This is a genomic window from Winogradskyella marina (genome assembly GCF_015645385.1).
GTDB lineage: Bacteria > Bacteroidota > Bacteroidia > Flavobacteriales > Flavobacteriaceae > Winogradskyella > Winogradskyella marina.
This window is the reverse complement of sequence record NZ_JADOET010000006.1, coordinates 60,893-83,702: the sequence shown is the minus strand read 5'-3', so window position 1 is coordinate 83,702 and position 22,810 is coordinate 60,893. Positions and strand designations below refer to the sequence as shown.

17 protein-coding genes are annotated in these 22,810 nt (G+C 33.1%); 14 read left to right on the top strand and 3 right to left on the bottom strand.

Annotated features, from left to right (window positions below; all coding sequences use genetic code 11):
• Positions 1–4 precede the first annotated feature (4 nt).
• The 9 genes from ITJ86_RS08690 to ITJ86_RS08650 all read left to right on the top strand — a co-directional run bounded on the left by ITJ86_RS08690 (position 5) and on the right by ITJ86_RS08650 (position 9,222).
• A complete protein-coding gene (locus tag ITJ86_RS08690) occupies positions 5–367 on the top strand; it encodes a four helix bundle protein (RefSeq protein WP_195871250.1) in 363 nt (120 codons plus the stop codon).
• Positions 368–610: 243 nt separating this feature from the next.
• The gene (locus ITJ86_RS08685) at positions 611–2,566 is read left to right on the top strand and encodes an AAA family ATPase (RefSeq protein ID WP_195871249.1); all 1,956 of its coding nucleotides are present in this window, start codon (positions 611–613) and stop codon (positions 2,564–2,566) included.
• 137 nt (positions 2,567–2,703) lie between these two features.
• Entirely contained in the window at positions 2,704–3,288 is a 585-nt protein-coding gene (locus ITJ86_RS08680) for an NUDIX domain-containing protein (RefSeq protein WP_195871248.1), read from the top strand.
• 132 nt (positions 3,289–3,420) lie between these two features.
• A complete protein-coding gene (locus ITJ86_RS08675; protein WP_195871247.1) occupies positions 3,421–4,656 on the top strand; it encodes a DUF6638 family protein in 1,236 nt (411 codons plus the stop codon).
• Positions 4,657–4,714: 58 nt separating this feature from the next.
• Positions 4,715–5,017, top strand: coding sequence for a GIY-YIG nuclease family protein (locus ITJ86_RS08670; RefSeq protein ID WP_195871246.1), 303 nt, complete (start codon positions 4,715–4,717; stop codon positions 5,015–5,017).
• A gap of 107 nt (positions 5,018–5,124) precedes the next feature.
• Complete coding sequence (locus ITJ86_RS08665; protein WP_195871245.1) at positions 5,125–5,667, top strand: YqkE family protein; 543 nt, start codon at positions 5,125–5,127, stop codon at positions 5,665–5,667.
• A gap of 113 nt (positions 5,668–5,780) precedes the next feature.
• Positions 5,781–7,475 carry a hypothetical protein gene (locus tag ITJ86_RS08660; protein WP_195871244.1) on the top strand — a complete coding sequence of 565 codons (1,695 nt, stop codon included), beginning with the start codon at positions 5,781–5,783 and terminating at the stop codon, positions 7,473–7,475.
• A gap of 551 nt (positions 7,476–8,026) precedes the next feature.
• Positions 8,027–8,635, top strand: a complete 609-nt coding sequence (locus ITJ86_RS08655) for a hypothetical protein (RefSeq protein ID WP_195871243.1) — start codon at positions 8,027–8,029, stop codon at positions 8,633–8,635.
• Between the two features lie 116 nt (positions 8,636–8,751).
• A complete protein-coding gene (locus ITJ86_RS08650) occupies positions 8,752–9,222 on the top strand; it encodes a hypothetical protein (RefSeq protein ID WP_195871242.1) in 471 nt (156 codons plus the stop codon).
• Positions 9,223–9,233: 11 nt separating this feature from the next.
• On the opposite strand, the gene ITJ86_RS08645 is transcribed toward ITJ86_RS08650, so the two are convergent.
• Both ITJ86_RS08645 and ITJ86_RS08640 read right to left on the bottom strand, forming a co-directional pair.
• Positions 9,234–10,583: a DEAD/DEAH box helicase gene (locus tag ITJ86_RS08645; RefSeq protein WP_195871241.1), complete on the bottom strand. Its 1,350-nt coding sequence runs from the start codon at positions 10,581–10,583 to the stop codon at positions 9,234–9,236.
• A gap of 52 nt (positions 10,584–10,635) precedes the next feature.
• The gene (locus ITJ86_RS08640) at positions 10,636–14,172 is read right to left on the bottom strand and encodes a TraB/GumN family protein (RefSeq protein WP_195871240.1); all 3,537 of its coding nucleotides are present in this window, start codon (positions 14,170–14,172) and stop codon (positions 10,636–10,638) included.
• 140 nt (positions 14,173–14,312) lie between these two features.
• Between ITJ86_RS08640 and ITJ86_RS08635 the strand changes: the two genes are divergently transcribed.
• Positions 14,313–15,614 (top strand): anthranilate synthase component I family protein, encoded by a 1,302-nt coding sequence (locus tag ITJ86_RS08635; protein WP_195871239.1) that lies wholly within the window; start codon positions 14,313–14,315, stop codon positions 15,612–15,614.
• Positions 15,615–15,720: 106 nt separating this feature from the next.
• On the opposite strand, the gene ITJ86_RS08630 is transcribed toward ITJ86_RS08635, so the two are convergent.
• On the bottom strand, positions 15,721–16,410 hold the full coding sequence (locus ITJ86_RS08630; RefSeq protein ID WP_195871238.1) for a hypothetical protein: 690 nt from the start codon (positions 16,408–16,410) through the stop codon (positions 15,721–15,723).
• A gap of 223 nt (positions 16,411–16,633) precedes the next feature.
• Here ITJ86_RS08630 and tilS point away from each other — a divergent pair, with 223 nt between their 5' ends.
• The 4 genes from tilS (at position 16,634) to ITJ86_RS08610 (ending at position 22,799) form a co-directional block, all read left to right on the top strand.
• On the top strand, positions 16,634–17,947 hold the full coding sequence (gene tilS / locus ITJ86_RS08625) for a tRNA lysidine(34) synthetase TilS (protein ID WP_195871237.1): 1,314 nt from the start codon (positions 16,634–16,636) through the stop codon (positions 17,945–17,947).
• Between the two features lie 80 nt (positions 17,948–18,027).
• Positions 18,028–19,650 (top strand): adenine deaminase, encoded by a 1,623-nt coding sequence (gene ade, locus ITJ86_RS08620; protein ID WP_195871236.1) that lies wholly within the window; start codon positions 18,028–18,030, stop codon positions 19,648–19,650.
• Between the two features lie 88 nt (positions 19,651–19,738).
• Entirely contained in the window at positions 19,739–21,646 is a 1,908-nt protein-coding gene (locus ITJ86_RS08615) for a CocE/NonD family hydrolase (protein ID WP_195871235.1), read from the top strand.
• A 184-nt stretch (positions 21,647–21,830) separates the two neighbouring features.
• Positions 21,831–22,799 (top strand): YheT family hydrolase, encoded by a 969-nt coding sequence (locus ITJ86_RS08610; RefSeq protein ID WP_195871234.1) that lies wholly within the window; start codon positions 21,831–21,833, stop codon positions 22,797–22,799.
• The last annotated feature ends 11 nt before the right edge of the window (positions 22,800–22,810 follow it).

The window sequence follows — 22,810 nt, the reverse complement described above, 5'->3', positions numbered from 1 at the left end:
TAATATGTCGTTTAAAACATTGTTGGCATATCAAAAAGGATTTGAATCAGCTATGGAAATATTTCATATGACTAAAAATTTTCCTAAGTCCGAAATGTTTGGCTTAACATCACAAATGGTAAGGTCGAGTAGAGCGGTTTGTTCCAATATTGCTGAAGGATATAGAAAACGTCAATATGAAAAGCATTTTAAAAGCAAATTGTCAGATGCAGATAGTGAAAATTCAGAGACTCAATTGTGGTTAGATTTTGCATTAGCATGTGAATATATAACTGAAACTAAAAAACAAGAATTACAATATAAAAGTGAAGAAATAGGAAAACTTATCAATTACATGATGAAGAATCCTGGTAAATTCGGATTATAAATACAAAGTAAGTCCTCTAGTTGGCAGTCCTCAGTTGGCAGTCCACAGTTGGTGTAACATAATGTGATTTTTCAAAATAAGATTAAATGATTTAAAAAACTGAATACTAAATTAACGCAACAATAAGCCGCAACAGTAAGTACTGAATACTGAAGACTGCCAACTGAATACTAAATTAACGCAACAGTAAGCCACAACAGTAAGTACTGCGAACTGAAGACTGAAAACTGAAGACTAAAAACAATGGAACACAACTCAACCTTCCCAATAAAACAAAACGAATTAGATATGCTTCGCGATGAAGCAACCTCTTATTTAAAATCCATTCAATGGGAGCAAAGTCAACGTGCAAAGAATAGAGATAATGATGCCAAAGACGAATCAATTTTATTGTATTTATCGAGAGCCAACAATGGGAGCAATGTTAATGTAACGTCGGTTTCAAAAACCATTTTAGCGTTAAAAAAGCGGTTATTACCAGAATCGGTTGCACTGCCTATTTATCTAAATCAATCCTTGTATGCTGTTCAAGAAGGCATAAACTTAGGGCTTTGGATTAAGGATTCGTATTACGATGCTTCAGGTTTATCGAGTTTAAGTGAGAACAAATCGGCATTAGATAATTCTGGAAGACGTGAGTATGAAAGTAAAATGCATACAGCAACCGCTTTCATGTTATTTGCAACGGCTTATAAGATTCTTCACGATTTAAAACCTCATGCTTCAGACGATTTATCTGTAATGAAACAGAAGTTTGCAGGTATTCCTGAGGTGTCACTATTAACACCTTTAAAAGGTATATCGTGTCAATTGTTTTATTACGACAAGTATTTAGGGCATCCTGAGATTATAAAATCAGATAAAGATGTTATTGATTTTACAGTCGTTTATTTTGAGGCTTTAATAGATGAAATTCAACTTCGAAAAAGTAGTTTAGAATATACAGAAACCGTTTCAGACAGAACTTACAAATTAGAAAACAGTGATTTTGCAGTTTCAGGATGGGAAAATGTATTTCAAGGTACAGCAAAAAGTATCGAATTCAATAAAATACAATTCGAACAAATTGTAGGAAACCGAGATGCCAAGCATTTTGCACGTCGTTTAACTGAGCGTTTGTTGAGTTATGATATTGAAGCAAAGAAAAACCCATTTCAAGAACTAGGTGGTTTTATGCCTGTGTTTATGGGTTACGGCATACCAGGAACAGGGAAAAGTATGTTAATTGCAGCTATTGCAACCCGATTAAAAGAACATTCCGATAATTTAGAGATTCCATTTTTATTCCACCCAATGCCAGATACATTGATATCTACATTTCAGGGTGGTTCTGCCGAAAAAATGGTGGAGTGGATGAAACCTTTACAAGATCCTACACGCTTAATTTTTGCACCAATTGACGATGCCGAAAATAACCTACAAGAACGAACTGCACAAGGTGTTTCGGCTGGTGTAAAAGAAGTGATTGGTGTGTTTTTAAGATATACTGAAGGAGCTTATGCGGTGAATTATGGTAACAGCTCTATTGGTTTATTTACCAATTTACCAGAAATGTTGGATAAAGCTGTGATTTCGCGTGTACAAGGAAGATTTAAAATTGATGGTGCACGTACGGAACACGATTTTGTAGATCAAGATTACATTTGGTGGAAGAAGTTAAAGGAAACCATGCCCGATTTTGTAAACATGAATGATCCTGAAGTATATAAATATTTGTCCGACCAAGGTTTAGCAAATAGTATGGGCGAAATCTTAAATTTGGTAGAACATCCAACAGAAGCGCGTGTACATGATACCTTTGATAAAGTTGAAAAGTTGCATCAAAATAACGATCACATGTTTTATGCCGCTTTATACAAAGAGATTCAAAAAATATTTCCGTTTTTCTCTTCGAGAGATGTTAGAAACATTCAGTCAGCAATTTCATTACGATTAACAGATTTCGATCTAGAAAAAGATTGGTTTGAGAATCCTGAAACGTATTTCAAAAAGGATTATGATACCAAATTTAAGATGCTTCAAGAATTGATGAAAGCGAATATGAAAGGTTTAAACTTTTCAGATATAAGACGACAAGAGGTTATAAGATATTTAGATAACGTGGCAACCATTGCAGATACTGATTTTAAACGAAAAGTAGATGCAAGAGTGAATCAGTTAAATATTGAGACTGAAGCGAGAGCGCAGTTTGGGAAGTAAAGGTTTGGAAATAGAGAAATGAGAATTTAGAGATTAGAAGTTAGAGAAGTATTTAATGTAAAAACAAAGGAAATTTAAAGAACAATAACGTTAATATAGTCCTTTCTTATGGAAAGGATTTAGGATAGGCTTTTAATATGAATAACAACCTAAAAAACATAACCAAAACAAACCTATCAAATGATTGGGCAAAACTAGATAGAATAGATTACGATTATCAATTCGAAAATGGCGAATGGAAACGTTTATCAAGAGAGTGTTATAATCGTGGAAATGGTGCGGCCATTTTATTATATAATCCAGAAAAAAGAACGGTAATTTTAACCAAACAATTCCGCATGCCAGCTTATGAAAATAACAATACAGATGGCATGTCAATTGAGGCTTGTGCTGGTGCAATTGATAATAACGATAGTGCTTTAGAAACTATTATTCGAGAAACTGAGGAAGAGGTAGGCTATAAAATAAACGATGCTGAGCAAGTATTAACTGCTTATACGTCACCAGGCGCTTTAACGGAAAAGATGTTTTTATTCGTAGCCGCATATAATGAAAACATGAAAATTGCTAAAGGCGGTGGTTTAGATAGTGAAGATGAAGAAATAGACATTCTAGAACTTCCGTTTTCTAAAGTTATAGAAATGATTACAAATGAAGAGATTATTGATGCTAAGACCATTATGTTAGTACAATATGCTCAGATTAATAAATTATTAGAATAGTTGTTATTCCTGTAAAAACAGGAATCTAATGAATTAAAAAATTAAATAATAACAATAAACTCTGTGTATCTCTGTGTTACTCAGCGAAACTCAGCGTAAAATATGAGATTACCACTTTTGTGGGATATAACTATGCAAAAACTAAAACAAGCCAACTTATACCGCAGCGAACTTATTCCCATAAGCGGAAAACTAGTGGAGCGTTATAACAAATGCTTAAAAACGATGGGCTTTGCAGAAACCAAATTGAAGTCGTTTTTTATTGATGGTATGGGTTGGAGTCCAGAAGTAGCTGAAGAACATAAGAATATGCATTACCTTAATCATGGTGAGGCAAATCCACATGGCATTATTATTACACCATTACAAAAAGGTAAACCGGTTTATTTGCCATTTCACTCGTTTGATAAAGAAATGATGCAACATGTGTTTAGAACCCATGGTCAAAAAATTAATGATATTACCAGAGATTCTGCTATTTGCATAGATTTTGACCAAAATATTGATGTCTTTTACGAGCCATTAGATGTTTTAAAATATGACAATATCAATATCACTTTTAGGCTTATTGATCATCTAGAACAAGTTCAAAAAGACCAATTAGCATTAGTTGATATCTTTAAAACCGGTAACAATTTTATAGATGAGAATATTCATCAGCAACTTTTAGATTCGGCAAATACATATGGTGATTTAAGACATAGGGACTTAAGCTTACACCCTTTACATTTTTCTACTAATTCATTTTTTACTAGAGCTTTTGGTGGTGTGTATGTACTGAGAGACTTTATAAAACCTATTGTGGTTTTTGAAAATAAAGAAGCTTATAAAGAAGCTATAAAAGATACGATCCATGATGTGTTAATTTACCACATTGCGCAACCAGAATTAGTCGATAAATTAAAAGACCATTTAATTATTGAATGTGATTTGGAAGACATGGTAAAAACACCAAATTACGACCGCATTAAAAAATATGAATTGGCACAGTTTTTAAAAGAAACGGAACATCCTATTAATGATATTTTGAATGATAATGTACTATTTAAAAGTTATTTAAACAAAATAGATATCAATGCTAGAAAACAAGTGATGAGCGTGGAAATCTATCTTGAAAAATTAGAACGTAGCAATGCTTATAAAATTGAAGACATCGTAGATCAAACCTTTTACTTTGCGTTACATCAACCGCATTCGTCATTATCTTCTGAGCATCGCGATTTAATCCATAAGCTGTTAATTAACATTGCACCAAGGGATGTTTTATTTTTATATTGGTACGATAAGGAACAGTTTTATAAGAGTTATGAGACTTGGGAGGATTCTTTTAGGGATTGGGTAATTGGGAGGATTGGTAATAATATTTAAGTTTTTTAGACTAATTTTATAGAAACTGTCATTCCGCACTTGATGCGGAATCCATAATATGAAAAGAAATGGTCATCAATACTATATTTATATTTTATCCAATATGAAAAATGGAACATTATATATTGGTGTTACGAATAGTTTAGATCGAAGAATGTATGAACATAAAAACAAATTAGTGAAAGGTTTTACTTCGAAGTATAACATAAATAAATTAATGTATTTTGAATCTTTTCAATATATAAACGATGCCATTAAAAGAGAAAAGCAATTGAAAAATTGGAATCGTCAATGGAAAATTGATTTAATTGAACAGGATAATAAAGATTGGATAGATTTATCAAAAGATTGGGAATATTAATGGATCCTGAATCAAGTTCAGGATGACAAACGCTAGTAATATTAGTATAATATTTGTCATCCTATACTTGACGTTGAATTCAAAATTAAATTTAAAACAAAACAACCATGGGAATAGAACTCGTCATATTTATAGCAGCCATTTTATTTGGAATTTTTCTGTACTGGAGAGAGTCCAATGGAAATGGTGCCTATCGCTTTTTAAATAAAATAGTGAATAGTAAAGAACTACAAATGAAAGCTAATAATCCTAAAGGATTTGTGTATAAACAATCGCTTTTACCGCGTCTTATTTTTGTGGTAAGTCTGGTGTTGGTTGCAGCTTTAATTATTGAGTTTTTAACACCAATTGCTGTATTTAGCAGTTATAACGGGATATCCGCATTTGCCTCATTTGCCGTGGGCACACTTATAGGTACTTACTTGGCTAGTTTTATAATTAAATCGTCTGAAGTTATTGAAGAACAAAGCGTATCCTTGGAAGATAAATTTGATGATGTTGTTGAAAAAGGAAAAGATTTTTTAGAAGACCTAAAAAACAAGGATAACAAAGCCGTAGAAGAAGCTAAAAAAGAAATTGAAAACGAACCTGAAGCAAAAATGAATGAAAAAAGTGCTCGGGAACGTTTAAAGGATAAAGGACTTATGTAATTCTAAATGTCATTCTGAGCACAGTCGAAGAATCTCATAAAGCATTTGAAACTTAAATAATTAGAAATATTAATTTAAACTAGGAGATTCCTGCTTTCGCAGGAAGCATTACCATGATAAAAAACTACTGGAACAAAGGAGGCAAACAAAAACGAATCGTAATATTCACGGCATTGCTATTGGTTGTGTTATTGTTCTTTTTTAGGGACGATTATCAACCTGTTTTATTATTTCTACGCAAATACATATTCGTCATTATAATCAGTTTACTGGTTTTATTTTTGGGTTTACGAAAATTCAGAAAATCAGCAAATGTCAGTAGTCGTTTAGGTATTTTAGCCTTATTAATTGTGTTCTTCGGAATTCTATATGTTGTTGGTTGGCACTATAAAATGTACGATTACATGAAAACTTACAATGTTTTTAATGATCTCAATAAAGTAGAAATTAACGAATTACCATTAACGCAAAACGAACGTATACAGCCGTTAAGAAATGTGTTTTCAATGGCCAACGAGAGTGTTGGTGAAACCAAGGATGTGTCTTTACCACATTTGGTGCGCATTGGTACTGAGAATAAATGGACCATGGCCATTCAGCCTAGTGAGAAGTATGTGATGCAGCGTATTAGTGATAATACTGAAGAAGTGTTTTCGGTAAGTAGTACAACGCCTTTTCCAAGATTTTCTAATGAAAACAGAATTGATGTCACATTTTCAATAGGTGAATCCTTAAAATTCAGTAGAAACACCTACAATGCCGTTGTGCAACGTTTTAATCCTTGGATGCTATTTAATTATGAACCAAGTGATACATTTTATATGAAGAATGATGCCGGTAATTGGGTAGAAGTGGTCAGCTTAATTAAGTGGAAAGGTTTCTTTTTTCCATACCCAAGTTTTGGTGGTGTAATGATTATTGATAGCGGAGAACATGACTTTAACGATTATTTAGAACGAATTACCATCGGAAAAGGAACTTTTGTAAGTCCAGATGATATAAAGAACTATCCATTTTTAAATAAACAAAATACACTAGCGGAAGAGGTATCTCAATTACAAGCCGAATCCTTAAAGTTTTTAGGAGGCTTTAGCGACCCTTTGCCATGGAATATGAAAACAGCGGTTAAAATACCGTTAATGCCTAAAGACCAGAATCAACAACCTTATGTTACTGATTTTGATTTTTCAGGATCAAATTCCGATGCCTACAGTGGTTTATATCATTGGTTTGGATTAGAACCTGTAGGTGATGAACGTACCAGTTTAAGTTATAGTGTGTTTGTACCTGCAGACGGAACGGATGCCATGTTTTACTACGATCATGCTACTAAAAAGCAAGGTTATGCAGGTGTGTCTGCCATGCCACTTAAAGTTAAAGAATCGCGGAAGGAATACGATTGGAGTGCGAGTACACCTGTTGAATTCAGACCTTATATAAAAGATATCGCCGGGAGAAAACGTATGTTTTTCTTAGGAACCATTTCTTCCATCAGTTCTACAGACGCACAACAATTTGATGGTTCTGCAACACCAGATTTGGTGTTGATTGATAGTGAGTACAGAGATGTCATTTGGATCGATGTAAAACATCCAAGCACTTGGGATGAAGAAGTATATAAGCAATTAAACGAAGCGTGGAGATCTAGTGAAGGCATTGGCTATTACTACAAAGAAGAACCAAAGGATGAAGATATTGTGGAACAAGTTATTGATTCGTTAATGCGTATTCCAAAGGCTGAAGATAATTCAGATAAGATTAATGCGTTGCAACGAGAGTTGGATTCTTTGAAGGCTGTTAGCAATTAGAATGAAATGGTTTAAGCCAGTATATATTGTTTATGTTATAATACTTCTAATATTTATTGTTTACTCAATTAGTGCTATAATTCAGTTTCCAGAATTACATAGTCGGAATGAAAATGAATATAATATGACGTCCATTCTGAGAACATTGAGTTATTATAGTCTATTTAAACCGTTGCTATATTTGTTAATTCCCGTTTTTGCAGTTTTATATAAGAGTAAATTAAGTTGGTTTCTATTACTTAGTTCCTTTTATTTACTTAAATGCAACATTTTTGCAGTTTCATTATTTGATATGACGTATGAAGTAATGACATTCGACGTCGTTTATATTCTCACAATTATTGCGGTTTTGATTCTTCCGATTATTTCAATTTATATATTAAATAGACAAAACACCTATAAAAATTTTTACGGCATTGAAAAAAAATCACTCTTAATTTTTAATCTAGTTGCGTTTATACTTGGTTGTGGAACAAGTATATTATTACTTATCAAAAGATATAATCTTTATTATAATACATTCTAACCCATTAAATAATCTGTAAAAAAGTATGTTATTTTCATTTTTCAATACATCAACAAAAGAAGAACGGTTTTGGAATTGGGTCGTTAAGAATAAAACAAAACTCGAAGCCTTTATTCACTCAGATTTTGAAGATTATACCGTTTATAATGGATTAAGTAAAGCACTTAAAAAGTACAATCCGTTATTGTTTCCTGAAATGACACTTTCTGATGAAAAAGTAGTTCTAATTATTACACCAGATGGCATGAAGGATGGGATTCTGCCAACACAAAAACTATTTGACGCCAAACCAGATTTAGACAATTGGATTGTGAAAAAGTTTAGGCAACCTAATGACGAAATAGAGTTGAATTTTGATGGAGTAGAATATCCAAGTTCAGATATTAAAATACGAACAGTAATTAATGAAAATGAAGAAAAAGTAGATATTGAGATATATATCAAAAACATGGATTCAGATCCAAACAAACATAAAACTTTAGCTTTTTTATACCTAGATCATATTTTAGGAGAATTTAATACGATTACTAAAGTTGGTTACATTGATTTTAAACATTGGAGTGACGAGATGGATATTGATGATGGTATTTCAATTTTGCAACTGAGAAAACTTATAGAACAGGAATTGTATTGACAACTAATGTCAGACCTGTCAGGTTTTTCAAAACCTGACAGGTCTTTTTTGTTTTTTACAACGAAATAGCTGTAACAAAACCCTCACATTTGCGACCTATAAGATAAAGCAACGTTATGGGTTATATGGGTTTAGGATTGCAAAAATGGATTTACGCTATGCGACCGCGTAAGCCATTTTCTATGCAACGAAAAGGCTCATTTACTGCTGTTCCAACCTATAGTCGAGAATTTAAACTTCAATATTCAAATAATGAAGGCAGTTATAATTTTGGTATCATCTTGTTTTTAATAATGGTTTTAGTAATTGCGTTAGCAATTCCACGTTGGATAGAAGATTCTAGATTACGTCACCAACAAGAATTGGCTTGGGCGATTCAAAAAGATAATTATGCCTTTAACTTCTTATTAAAATCTGGAAAATGGAGATTAAATAAAGGGAGAATTTCTGGAGCGTATTCAGAATTTAAATTGGCCTATGCAATTAAACCAGATAATGTAGAATTGAACGCGCTACTTTTGGAAACCTTAGAAATTCTGTGCTTAGATTATAATCGTCACTGCGATGATTTATTAACGCTAGAGTAGAAGCTTAGTTCTTATTTCTTATTCCGACGATTGTAATTCTTATCACCTCTAGTTTTTGGCTTCTTATATTTTGCGGCAATTTTAAATTTGTAAGAACCACCTAAATTTTCCTTTTGGTTTTTTTCCTTTTTCTCATGGAATGCAGGTCCAGGTGCATCTTCATCGCGACGCTTTGTTGGGTTATTACGTTCTCTAATTTGTGGACGTTCTTCCTCGATCAATTCCGTTGAAATTGTAACATCTTCAGGAATTTGGAGCGTTTCAATGTTCATTTGCATTAATTCCTCAATACGTTCTAAACCTTCTTGTTCAGTTTCTGTAGAAAACAATATGGTGTGTCCTTCTTGTTCTGCACGACCAGTTCGTCCTATTCTATGCATATAGTTTTCAGGATAATCTGGTGTGTCAAAATTAATAACATGAGATACATCTTCTATATCCAAACCTCTTGCCATAACGTCTGTAGCCACTAATAAGCGATTTTCACCTTCTCTAAATTGCTCAATACTTCGCAACCTGTAGTTTTGCGTTTTATTAGAGTGAATAACACAAGTTTCACTTGGAAATAATTCTTCAAGCTTATCAAAAAGTCGGTCAGCCATTTTCTTATAAGCCACAAAAATTAAGACTCTTGAAAAGTTGTCTTTATCGCGAAGTAAATGTTCTAATAAATTGACTTTGGTATAAAAATTAGGCACATCAAAACGTTGTTGCTTTATGTTTTCTAATGGAGTACCAGAAACAGCAATTGCTATTTTTGTCGGATTTTTAAAAAAGTCTGTAATTAAATCATCAACATCTTTTGTCATCGTTGCCGAATACATAATGTTCTGACGACGCGGAGGTAGAATATCAAAAATATTAAGGAGTTGATGTCTAAACCCTAAATCGAGCATCACATCAACTTCATCTATCACTAATTTCTGAATGGATTTTAATTGTAAAACTCTGCTCACAGCCAAATCGTACAAACGACCAGGAGTCGCAACTATTATGTCTTGACCTTGTGCTACAGCTTGTTTCTGCGTATTAATATTAGTGCCACCATAAACACCCAACACACGATTGTTTATGTACTTAGAAAATTTTTCAATCTCACTAACCACTTGTACAACCAGTTCTCGTGTTGGTACCAAAACCAAAACCCTTGGGTTATCTTGTTTAGAGAATTTTAGATTTCGTAAAATAGGCAACATATAGGCAAGAGTCTTTCCTGTTCCTGTTTGCGCAATACCAACGACATCTTTTCCAGAAGCCACCACACTAAATGATTCTTCTTGAATTGGAGTAGGAGTTGTAAACCCTAAGTCGTCTAAGGCGTTATATAAAGGTGTATTTAAATTAAGATCTTGAAAAGTCACGTTGCTGATTTAAGGTGCAAAGATAGTTGTTAATAGCTGAAATTTTCTACAACTATAAAAAATCTGTAATTAGTGTCTCTATTTTAGCTTCCCATTCATCATCATATTCATCCCAATAGGTGTAAGAATCATACATTTTAAATTCAGTAGTTTGAGCTACGTTTTCAACAGGACCAACAATACCTAAATATGATGTTGTTTCTTTAGACGCTTCATCAATATAGTCGAATTTAACAGCGTAAAACTCAGCACCATCTTTCTTAATGTTCTTCAAAAACGTGATGTCATCTGGATAGCCTCCGTCACCACCTGCATAATTGTAAAAGGACAGTTTAGCAAATTCTTTTTCTTTAAGGTACTTTTTGTCAATAGCTTCAAGTGTATTGATTTTATGAAAAGCTTCCATAATCTCAAACCTGAAATATTTATCTTCCAAATAGTCATGTAAAAGCGTGTCTGAAATGGAGTAGTTATTATACACACGAGCAGTAATAGCCAATAACCTCAGCCATTTATTATTATCATCTTCTTTTAAAAGTTTTGAGGTGAAAGCATTACTAATACTATCGTCATATTTTACGGTATTAAAACTACTTAAGTAAGCCACCATTATATTATAATAGGTGTAATCATATTCGTGTTCGTTTTCATCTGAAAGTGGAGGCAGATTAAAATACACTTCAGCATCTTTAGTTAAATAATCTAGTATTTTGTTATAATTTAAAACGATAACATTCTCAGTGTCTAATCCGGAATCATAAAGGTCATTTGAAATATAAATAAGGTCGTCTCTGTATTTAGTTATAGGTAATAATGTTAACAGCTTATTGTAGTTTTCTAAGGTATAATTTAAGGAGTCTCTAAAGGGTTGCAGCAAGCTATATTCATAAGAGCTTTCTTGTGTTGGAGGATTTGAAAACAATAATTTATTGTAAAGAGGTAACGATTTTTCTGATTCAATATCTTGAATAGCAAGCAGAATGGCTGTTTTTAAATCGTCTGAAGTAGTGGTTTTGTTATAAAATGTTTCAAGGTCTTCTAGAGAGCTTTCATCGTTAATTAAGCTATATTCATTAATTAAATAAGCCTTTATAACATCGTTAGTTTCATCTGAAAACTTGTGATTAAGCGCTTTATTTATAACTGGCAAATCATCTTTATCAAACTCATAATACTCAAAAGCTCTTAAAGCATAATTGTAAACTGTTGAATCTTTTGACTTTAAGTCTTCAATAATGTATTGCGCTTTAGATTCAGAAATATTAATTTTAGAGCTTACCGGTTTTACATCAATAGAGCTAAATATGTCTTGCACAATACCCGTTTGCATTTCTTCTTCTGTTACAATAGCTTTAGCAATATGCATTCTGTAGTTGTTGTACCAAATCTGGTTAACCGTAACACGACTCGTCTTTTCAAATAATTTGTTTTTCACTGTAAACTGAATCAATGAATCGCCATTCTTAACTATGGTTTTTTCATCAACTATGCTATCATTATATTCGAGGATGCCATTTTTATAGTCGTCAATAAACTTTTTATGAGATTTTAATCTGAAGTATTTACCAATATTATTATAACCATACTGATAAATGCTACCAGTATTTGGGTTTACAGTTGTGTAGTCGTGAGAATCAATAACATTAGAGTCGCCAAGATCTAGTGTATCTATGGTTTCACTTACCCTTTCAAACAGCTTTATTTTAAAATCTTTATTTGGTGATTCGTAATCGGTAAGTTTTGATTCTTTATATGGTAATAATTTAAAACTATCGAAAAAGAGGTCGTCTACACTAACTTTATCTGTTTCATTAAGTTTTTGTTTTAGTAATAGATACGTTCTGTTTCCTCTGAAATAGGCACGTACAATACAATGGAATTTGTTGTTAAGTAGTATTTCATATTCTCTACCTTCAAAACCATCTAAATCAATAACTTTAGGTTCTGACAGTAATTTAGAGGTTTGTGTTAATCCATTTTCGGTTTCTTTAAATGCAACGGCAGGATTTTGAAGAAAATATCCCATGGGTTGGTCGTTATACCGAATCAAATAGTTATTTAAGTTTTTGGTGTCAGTGGCCATATAAAGGTTAAGGAAATAGGGCTCACCTTCAGGATCAATAGGATTTGCTTGTTCTCTAGAGACCTCTTTTGCATCCGCAGGTATTTGAATGGTGAAAGCACCATTTTCGCTTTTAAATTCTCGCCATCCTGTAGTTTTCTTTTTAGGCTTTATACCATCGATAGTAATTGAATTAAAGTAACGATCAACATAGTTTTCGTTGATTTGTTCTTTTGTTGTTTCAACTGAGAAATAATAAAAATGATTATACTTAATAACAAATCTTGCTTTTATAATTTTGTTGTTTGATATTTTGTACAAAATATCGTAGCCATATTTATCTGTATCAGTTAGTTTTTCACGACTAATAATTTCACCTTCTCTTTTTTCAATAATGTTAGAAATCATAGCTTCTAATAAGGTGTCAATTTGAGGCTGTGCTAAATTGTAACCCGTGTCAAATCCCATAAAAAGGTAGCTGGTACTTGTTGGAAAATCGCCATAGCCATGGATAATAAACTTATCGAAATCTTGATGTATGTTTGGTGCTTTTGGAACTTCAAGTTTAAACCCTAATTCTTGATCTATATAGTTATACCAATAGCCTTTTGATGTGTCAATTTTATAAGTATCTGCAACACCAGTAAATTTGGCATCAACGACGCTCACATTGTAACCTTCCTTTTGTAACAGTTCAATAACATTTTCTTTTCCAACTAAGTGAGCTGCACCAACACCAGCAAACAGACTGCCTTTTTTCATAATGTCTATAATGCTATTTTTCATCACTCTATTTCTAGAGATCATGACATCATCAATAACATCGTGTTCATTTATAAACTCTTCGATTTTATCTAAATTACCAGTAGCATATATTTTGGTCATTATTTCCTTTGTTCTATTAATGCTATCTACATCAACATCTAAATGACTTAAAATTTTATTTATTTTTTGATCATCCGAAAGGTTATCAAAATAATTAATTTGGTCATCAATATCTTCTAAACCAACAATAGTTTTATTCATTGTTTGTGCCTGACTTAAAAGGTAAAAATCTACAAAAGTTGCTTTGTCATCATCTTTGTCAATATCTGGAATAAGCATGCTTACAATCTGATCTGGACTCATAATTTCTGAATCCACTAAAGAATACTCATTAACCTCTTCAAAACGTTTTAAAAGTCGTTTATAATCATTGGGTTGTAGTAGGTTTTTATAGAAATCATTTGCAGTGATGTCGTACTCTTTTCGCATTATAGCCGTCATTAGAGAGTCGGCATTAACTTCTAAAGCAAAGAACTCTGAACTTTCTATGGCAGGCATTACAGCGTCACTAAAGTTAAAAACTCTAGCATCATCTATATGCATTGTTCCGAAGAGGTACGACGGAGATTCTAAGTTGTTGCCTTCTATTTTCCAAAGTAATTCATAAGGGCTGTGCTCTTGTGAAAAACCAGAATACGATAAGAAGAAAACGAAGATTAAAATGTAAAACGAAACATTTTTATTGAAGCGGCAACAATTCATGTTTGAGATTTAATAGGTGAATAAGTAGCAAAATAGTATACTTTTTAGGAAAATGCTCAATTTGTTAAAATAAAATGAAAAGATATATTATATTTTATTTCAAAGTATTCTGATTAATTTTGTGGTCTACAACAATAGTATTGAGAACCGTAAATTTCCATAGTATAACAAATGCCGACACATTTAAACTTCAACTTTTAAGTTGGAGTCAGCAATTTGATGATGTCGTTTGGTTAGATTCTAATAACCACAAAGATAAATACAGTAACTATGATGCTGTTTTGGCTGTTGATGCTTTTACAACGATACGTACCGATTATTTTGATGCATTTGAACGTTTAAAAGAATATCAATCCATAACCAATGATTGGATATTTGGTTACCTTACTTACGATTTAAAAAACACAACAGAACAGTTAGAATCCAATAATTTTGATGGTTTAGGTTTTCCTGATTTGTATTTCTTTCAACCTAAAAAGCTCTTTTTAATTAAAGATAATTGCGTTGAAATTCAATATCTAAAAATGGTAGATGATGAGATTGAGGATGATTTACGTTCTATTCGCTGTATTGTCACGTCGAGCGCAGTGGAGAAGTCTCAGAATCTAGATGCTATCAAAATCAAACTAAGAATCCATAAAGATGATTATTTTGAAAAGCTAAACCGAATGCTCGCTCATATTCATAGAGGAGACATCTACGAAGCTAATTTCTGCCAAGAGTTTTATGCTGAAGGTAGCGAGATAAACCCATTGGAAACATTTAAGACGTTAAATGATATCTCAAAACCTCCATTTGCAAGTTTCCTGAAATTTGAAAGTAATTATATGTTGTCTGCCTCTCCAGAGCGCTATATTCAAAAAACGGGAGATACTGTAATATCTCAACCTATTAAAGGAACCGCGAAACGTTCTGATAATGAGATTGAAGATTTAAAACTCGCCCAAGACTTATCTAAAGACCCTAAAGAGCGTAGCGAAAATATTATGATAGTAGATTTGGTCCGCAATGACTTATCGCAAACAGCAACAAAGGGAAGTGTAGAAGTTAAAGAATTATGTAAGGTGTATTCGTTTTTACAAGTACATCAAATGATTTCTACAATTCAATCTAAGGTAAAGCCAGAAACCCATCCAGTTGATATTTTAAAAACCACTTTTCCGATGGGAAGCATGACAGGAGCTCCGAAAATTTCAGCCATGAAAATCATTGAAGCTTTAGAAGAAACCAAACGAGGCTTGTATTCTGGCGCAGTAGGTTATTTTACACCACATGGCGATTTTGATTTTAATGTTATCATTAGAAGCATACTTTATAACAGTTCAAAACGCTATATTTCTTATTCTGTTGGTGGAGCCATTACAGCAAAGAGCGATCCCTTACTAGAGTATGAAGAGTGCTTAATAAAAGCAAAAGCAATGCGTGAAGCTCTGGAAGGATAGCTTTTAATCTCAGTTTCCAGAAATACTATCATTTAGAAAAATTTCTCTGTGCATCTTCGTGCCTTCAGTGTAGCTCTGAGTAATATTTTAATTTTCTTAACATCTATTATTCTATATGTCGTCTAAAAGTACGCTTAACCTTATCAAATATAGCTTCAACACGTTTTTGTTCAATCTTCTTAACCTTGGCAATAGATTCAAAATCTAATTTTCCAATGATGTATAAATCCACAATATTAGACACATTAAAAGGCAACCAATTGTAAAACTGACTAAATACTTTTGAAGACTGCGATGCAGAAAGGTCTTTAACATCAAAAGCATGTAAAATGGAAGCTTCCTTGTCTGAATATAAATTTAAAGAAATGTCCTCATCTTGATGGTAAGATATATCGTTAAGCTCTGTATTAAGTATATAATCAAAATCACCATCAACAGTATAATCTTCACTTAATTTAGAGATTTCCTTTTTAAGAATTTCATCAGTACTTATGGTGTTTTTATGATAGGCTTCGTTCTTAAATAGCACATTCATAAAATTATCTACAATTCTAAAAAGTTCTAATTTTATAGCCATTGCATCCGCTTCAACATCAAAATCATCATTGTATAAAATAATAATACTTTCATCGATAAGTCCATTGGAGGAAAACATGTTTTTTGGTAAAATACCTGTGGTTTCAGCGATGTAAATTCTGTGTTTTACGTATGGATGAAGATGTGGTAGTGCAGAAAGAACCTTTTTATCAAAGGTAGTTCGTGCAGATTTTTCTAATAATTTTTCTGAGACACTCATAAACCTATAATTTTAAATTCTCTTAAAGATAATTAAAAAGCGATTAGGTTGTTATGATTATTGTCAGTTTAACTTTAGTAGTCAGTCCACAGTCCACAGTCCACAGTCCACAGTCCACAGTCCACAGTTCTCAGTCCACAGTTCTCAGTCAGAAGTTATCGTTGTCTCATTTCTCATCTCTAATTTCTTATTTCTCATCAAATAATTTCAATACCTTTGAGAAGTGCTAGTAGAATTCAAAAATCATATCGATAAAAACCTTTCCTTTTTAAAGGAATGCAAGCTACTCATTGCTATTTCTGGCGGTATAGATAGTGTAGTATTAGCACATTTATGCCAAACATTAGGACTCAATTTCTCCCTTGCGCATTGCAATTTCAATTTACGAGAAGAAGAAAGTAATAAAGATGAAGACTTTGTGATTGATTTAGCCGAAGGATTAGATGTTGAAGTTTTTATTCAAAATTTTGATACAGAAGTCTATGCAAACCAACACAAACGCTCTATTCAAATGGCTGCTCGTGAATTGCGCTACGACTGGTTTAAAGATTTAGCAGAGCAATTAAATTTCGATTATATTCTAACAGCACATCACGCTGACGATAATCTTGAAACCTTCCTGATTAACTTTACAAGAGGAACAGGCTTAAACGGGTTAACCGGAATTCCGATGATAAACGCTAATGTGGCAAGACCATTATTGCCGTTTTCTAGAGTGCAAATTGAAGCTTATGCAAAAGATAAAAATATAAGGTGGAGAGAAGATGCGAGTAATGCCTCTAGAAAATACCTGAGGAATAAGTTGAGACACGAAGTTGTGCCAATTTTAAAGGAAATCAATCCGCAATTATTAGACAGTTTTCAGAATACGTTGAGTAATCTTAGTGATACCGCGTTAATTGTTGATGAGCAATTACGTGATTTTACTGAGCGCGCTATTGTGTCTAAGGATAACCTTGGTACAACGTATAGAATTTCAGAATTTAAAAACACAAGCAATCCAAAAGCGTATTTGTTTGAAGTTTTTAAACCTTACGGATTTCCAGAATGGAATGATGTCGTGGATTTATTAGAGGCGCAATCTGGTAAATTGGTAAAGTCAAATACGCATCGATTAATTAAACATCGCGACCATTTAATTTTAACAGCGTTATGTCGTTCTGAGCCAAGTGAAGCATCTCTTATAATTGAAGAAAATAATACTAAGACTGAAACACCGTTTGGACACCTATTTTTTGATGAAGTAGATGCCATTTCTGGAACCTCAAAACACATCATTTACGTTGATAAAGACCTTTTAAAATTTCCCTTGGAATTACGACTTTGGAAAGAAGGAGACCGTTTTCAACCGTTAGGAATGACAGGAAAAAAGAAAGTCAGTAAATACCTTAAAGACGAAAAAACCTCTTTAGTAGAAAAAGAAAATACTTGGGTTTTAACTTCAGGTGATTACGTGATTTGGGTAGTGGGAAAACGTGCAGACGAACGCTTTAAAATCACTAAAACCACAAAATCAATACTTAAAGTTAGTGTTTAGTTAAGTGGTTGTAACTAATATATTACAAAGCAAATAGGTTTGTTTATTTGTTTATGTGATAGTAATATAAATTATATAGTTTGAAATTAAAAGGAAACATAGTAGACATTATAAATCGTAAAATCTTCAAAGGAGAAATTACCATCGAAAACGGTAAAATAAAATCCGTTGAAGAAAAAGAGTGCGAAGAAAACCATTACATTTTACCGGGTTTTATAGATGCACACATTCATATTGAAAGCTCTATGTTAGTGCCTTCGGAGTTTGCTAAAATTGCTGTAAAACACGGCACAGTTTCAACAGTTTCTGACCCTCATGAAATCGCAAATGTGCTTGGAGTAAAAGGTGTGGAATTCATGATTGAAAACGGAAAGCAAACCCCTTTTAAATTCAATTTTGGAGCACCATCTTGTGTGCCAGCAACGAGTTTTGAATCGGCTGGAGCTATTATAGATTCTGACGCAATTAAAACGTTGATGGCAAATCCGGATATTAAGTATTTAGCCGAAATGATGAATTATCCTGGTGTTATTTACGATGATGCCGAAGTTTTAAAGAAAATAGACTGGGCAAAACAGTATAATAAACCCATTGATGGTCATGCACCAGGATTACGAGGCGATGATTTAACCAAATACATTTCTGCTGGAATTTCAACAGATCACGAATGTTTTACTTACGAAGAAGGTCTAGAAAAATTGAACAAAGGCATGAAGGTCATTGTCCGAGAAGGTAGTGCCGCAAAAAACTTTGAAGCCTTAATTGACTTACTAGACGAGCATTATGAGGATATGATGTTTTGTAGCGATGACAAGCATCCTGATGATTTGTTACTTGGGCACATTAATCAAGTCTGTGCTCGAGCTGTGGCTAAGGGAAATGACATTTTTAAAGTATTGCAGGCAGCTTGTGTGAACCCTGTTAAACATTACAACTTAGATGTTGGTTTATTACATGTTGGTGATGATGCCGATTGTATTGTGCTAGAGGATTTAAAAGATTTTAAAACACTTCAAACTTATATAAATGGTGACTTAGTTTACGATAACGGAGTTTCAAAAATAAAACATGTTGCGTTTCAAAACTTAAATAATTTCAACACGGCTAAAAAAGAAGTTTCTGATTTCAAATTTGAATCTAAGGCAAAAGATATCAGAGTTATTGAATGCTTAGATGGTGAACTCGTAACTAATGAAATCATTGCCGCGTCTACAATTAAAAATGGCAATCTAGTGTCAAACACTAAAACAGATATTTTAAAAATGACGGTTGTAAACCGTTATAATAACGATAAACCTGCATTGGCTTTTATAAAAAATTATGGTTTAAAAGAAGGTGCTATCGCAAGCTCTGTTGGTCATGATTCTCATAATATTATTGCTGTTGGAGTTTCAGACGAAGCTATTTGTAAGGCGGTTAATCTTTTAATTGAAAATGAAGGAGGTATTTGTGCTATTAGTGACACCGAAGAAAAAGTAGTGCCGTTACCAGTTGCTGGAATTATGAGTGATAAAAATGCAGAAACCATAGGTAAACAATATTCCGAATTAGATAAGATGGCAAAACAGTTAGGAAGTCAGCTTCATGCACCTTATATGAGTTTGTCGTTTATGGCTTTGTTGGTTATTCCGGCTTTAAAGCTGAGTGATAAAGGGCTTTTTAACGGTGGAAAATTTGAGTTTACTTCAGTTGAAGTTGTATAAAACGCTATTATATCCTGTAAGGTTTCTAAAACCTGACAGGTATAATCTTCAAAATTAATTACCTTAGAACCATTAAAATTTAACCAAAATGATTTTCCAAAGAATTTACCTTTTCTTATTATTTATTATTGCATTTTCAAGTTGTAAATCAGTTGATAAGCCTTCGGATAAAGGCTTTAAAACAATTGAAAAACCTGCCATAGTTGAGGTTGTAGATATCTATAATCCACAAGACCATTACACAAAAAAAGAGGTTATGGTAGAAATGCGAGACGGTATTAAACTCCATACGACTATTTATGCCCCAAAAGATACGTCTAAAACCTATCCGATTTTAATGATGCGTACGCCATACAGTTGCAAACCATATGGAGAGGATCAGTTTAAATCTAAAATAGGCCCTAATAAATACCTTATGGAAGAAGGTAATATTATGGTATATCAAGATGTTCGAGGCCGTTGGAATAGTGAAGGCGTTTACGATAATATGCGTGCTTATATCCCGAATAAAACAGGAACACAATTTGATGAAGCCAGTGATACTTATGATACTATTGAATGGTTAGTAAACAATGTAGAAAACAATAATGGTAATGTTGGAACTTACGGTATTTCTTATCCAGGATTTTATGCCACCTATTCGTTATTAGATGCGCATCCTGCCTTAAAAGCGGTTTCACCACAAGCTTGTATTGGAGATTTCTTTTTTGATGATTTTATTCATAATGGTGCGTTCTTATTAAGTTATTGGAGAGCAACAGCATTATTTGGTGCTATGAAAGATGAACCAACAACTGAGTCATGGTATAGTTTTCCGAATTTTGGCACAGAAGATCAGCATCAGTTTTTCTTAGATCACACACCCTTAAGTAAATTGAATAAATTTTATGATAGTACCAATGTGTTTATGGAACAAATAAAAACACATGTCACTTACGATGAATTTTGGCAGAGTAGAGGTATTATTCAACATTTAAAAGATATAAAACCAGCAACAATGGTTGTTGGAGGTTTGTTTGATGCCGAAGATTTATACGGTCCATTCAGTACGTATAAAAGCATAGAAAAACATAGTGACAATTATAATACGGTGGTTTTCGGACCTTGGAGTCATGGAGATTGGGCAAGAGGAAGCGAAAGACAAGTGGTCGGGAATATCTATTTTGGAGATGAGTTATCAGATGATTTTCAAAAAAATGTTGAAACTAAATTTTTTAATCATTTCTTAAAAGGTGAAGCGACTGGAGAAACAGGGCTACCAGAAGCGTATATGTTTAACACAGGAACTAAAACTTGGGAGTCGTTTGACACTTGGCCACCTCAAAACACGACTAAGGAAAACTATTATATGCAGCCTTATGAACGTTTAACACAGCTGCCAAATAAAATGTATGCTGCTTCTGAATTTGTTAGTGATCCTAAGAAACCAGTTCCATATACCGAAGATATAAAAGTAGGTTTTACACCTCGAAAATTCATGACTGACGATCAGCGTTTTTCATCTCGACGACCAGATGTGCTAACGTTTGAAACTGAAGTTTTAGAAAACGACGTTACACTTGCAGGTGATATTTTGGCAAAACTAAACGTATCTACCACAGGAACCGCGGCCGATTGGATAGTAAAAGTGATTGACGTTTTTCCGTCGGATACTAAAAACACAGCAGATGTTCAGGATCATTTAAAACTGAGTAATTATCACATGATGGTGCGAAGTGAAGTCCTGAGAGGACGTTTTAGGAATAGTATGTCTCAGCCTGAACCATTTGTGCCAAATGAGAAAACTGCAGTTAATTTGAAGTTGCAAGATGTGTTTCACACGTTTAAAAAAGGACATAAGATTCAAGTGCAAGTACAGAGTACATTCTTTCCGTATATCGATGCCAATCCGCAGACTTACGTAGATAATATATTTGAAGCGAAGGAAAGTGATTTCAAAAAGCAAACGCATAAGGTGTTTAATGACTCATCAATAGAGTTTACTGTGCTTAAGTAATGTATAACAATCACATCATAGTTGTCACTTCGGGTGATTTCGAAGCATGAAAAATTGTATCGAGAAGTCTTTAGTCATAAATGCTTTAAATAGTTCTCGATACAAAATTGAAAAAAGTCAATTGCACTCGAACTGACGTATAGCATAACCACTTTATTAAAAAACTAAATACAGAATACGGATAATGCCAATTATAGAATCCACCTACAAACCACCATTTTGGGCTAGAAAGAGTTTTGTGTCTACTGTTTTTTCGGGTTTAGCTCGAAAAGTTAATGGTGTAGAACAAACTAGAGAACGTATCATTTTAGAGGATACTGATTTTCTCGATCTAGATTGGAGCTACGCGAAAGAAAAATCTAATAAAGTCATTATTCTGCTGCACGGTTTAGAAGGCAGTGCTCAGCGTCCGTATATTACAGGTGCTGCAAAACTATTTAATGAAAACGGTATCGATGCTTGCGCTGTAAATTTCAGAAGTTGTAGTGGTGAACCTAATTTGTTATTTAGAAGTTATCATTCTGGAGCTACAGAAGATTTAGATGCCGTAGTGCAACATGTTTTATCAAAAGGTCAATACGATGAAATCTATATCAAAGGCATTAGTTTAGGAGCTAATATGGTATTAAAATATGTTGGAGAAGGTAGAGCACTTCCTAAGGAATTAAAGTCTGTAATTGCGGTATCAACACCTTGCGATTTAAGAGGGTCGTGTGGAGAATTAATGAGTTTTAAAAACAAACATTACGCGATTCGATTCTTAGCGCATTTAAAAGATAAGTTAAAACCGAAATTAGAGCAATTTCCTAATAGTATATCAGTTACGGATTTTGATTCAATTAAAGCTTTAATTGATTTTGACGATGTTTATACGTCAAAAGCACATGGTTTTAAGGATGCGTTAGACTATTACGAGAAAGCGAGTTGTCTGCAATTCTTGCCAAATATTAAAATACCATCCTTAATTATTAATGCACTAAACGATTCCTTTTTATCAGCCGAATGCTACCCTGTAAAAGAAGCGAAACAGAATTCTAATGTATTTTTAGAAATGCCCAAATATGGTGGGCATGTTGGGTTTATTCAAAAAGGGAAGGTGTATTATAATGAGCAGCGTGCTTTGGAGTTTGTTAATGATGTTGAGAAGAGTTAATTTACCGATTA

Bases quoted from the DNA above. Each gene is read 5' to 3' on its own strand.
- ITJ86_RS08685 (WP_195871249.1), top strand. From the start codon at position 611: ATGGAACACAACTCAACCTTCCCAATAAAACAAAACGAATTAGATATG.
- ITJ86_RS08630 (WP_195871238.1), bottom strand. From the start codon at position 16,410: ATGAGTGTCTCAGAAAAATTATTAGAAAAATCTGCACGAACTACCTTT.
- ITJ86_RS08615 (WP_195871235.1), top strand. From the start codon at position 19,739: ATGATTTTCCAAAGAATTTACCTTTTCTTATTATTTATTATTGCATTT.
- ITJ86_RS08670 (WP_195871246.1), top strand. From the start codon at position 4,715: ATGAAAAGAAATGGTCATCAATACTATATTTATATTTTATCCAATATG.
- ITJ86_RS08660 (WP_195871244.1), top strand. From the start codon at position 5,781: ATGATAAAAAACTACTGGAACAAAGGAGGCAAACAAAAACGAATCGTA.
- ITJ86_RS08680 (WP_195871248.1), top strand. From the start codon at position 2,704: ATGAATAACAACCTAAAAAACATAACCAAAACAAACCTATCAAATGAT.
- ITJ86_RS08665 (WP_195871245.1), top strand. From the start codon at position 5,125: ATGGGAATAGAACTCGTCATATTTATAGCAGCCATTTTATTTGGAATT.
- ITJ86_RS08675 (WP_195871247.1), top strand. From the start codon at position 3,421: ATGCAAAAACTAAAACAAGCCAACTTATACCGCAGCGAACTTATTCCC.
- ITJ86_RS08655 (WP_195871243.1), top strand. From the start codon at position 8,027: ATGTTATTTTCATTTTTCAATACATCAACAAAAGAAGAACGGTTTTGG.
- ITJ86_RS08640 (WP_195871240.1), bottom strand. From the start codon at position 14,172: ATGAATTGTTGCCGCTTCAATAAAAATGTTTCGTTTTACATTTTAATC.
- ITJ86_RS08650 (WP_195871242.1), top strand. From the start codon at position 8,752: ATGGGTTATATGGGTTTAGGATTGCAAAAATGGATTTACGCTATGCGA.
- ITJ86_RS08690 (WP_195871250.1), top strand. From the start codon at position 5: ATGTCGTTTAAAACATTGTTGGCATATCAAAAAGGATTTGAATCAGCT.
- ITJ86_RS08610 (WP_195871234.1), top strand. From the start codon at position 21,831: ATGCCAATTATAGAATCCACCTACAAACCACCATTTTGGGCTAGAAAG.